At 43.5% G+C, this 460-nt stretch carries 1 protein-coding gene; it reads right to left on the bottom strand.

What is annotated here, in order from left to right:
- On the bottom strand, nucleotides 1-366 hold a 366-nt coding region (locus D3D02_RS19575; RefSeq protein ID WP_147435783.1), incomplete at its 3' end, for a glycosyltransferase.
- Between the last annotated feature and the right edge of the window lie 94 nt (nucleotides 367-460).

The raw sequence follows: 460 nt of genomic DNA, 5'->3' as shown, positions 1-460 counted from the left end.
CTGTGGAATGCTGGCAGAGGCGCGCTCCACACCGACTGACTGGAAGATGTTGTGGACATATGCAATATCAAAGTTTTGCTGTTCATCAAGCTTATCAACCAATCGAGGCAGTAGCCCGATGCTGGCTAGTGGATATGCGTGATATAACGGAGAATCCTCATTTGGACTTCGATATCTATAGATCAGATACTCACCGCGGGATTCGCGCCGGGCTGAATTGGTACTGAGAGTCCGAGTAACAACGACGACTTTATGACCATTTTGCACTAATCCTTCAATTTCCGTCAACAGTGACTTAGTAATACCTCCCGTTTGTTCTGGCCAGTATGCGTCCGAAACAACCAATATACTCAATTTCTTGGACATTTTATGCTTCACTTCACATTACAATTATGTAGGTATAATACATTTGGAAAGCGATAGCTAGGATCGGATGTGCTATAGAAATAGTCAACATACA

It is taken from the genome of Halobellus sp. Atlit-38R, from assembly GCF_003665925.1.
GTDB lineage: Archaea > Halobacteriota > Halobacteria > Halobacteriales > Haloferacaceae > Haloquadratum > Haloquadratum inordinatus.
This window is presented reverse-complemented; position numbering and strand designations above follow the sequence as displayed.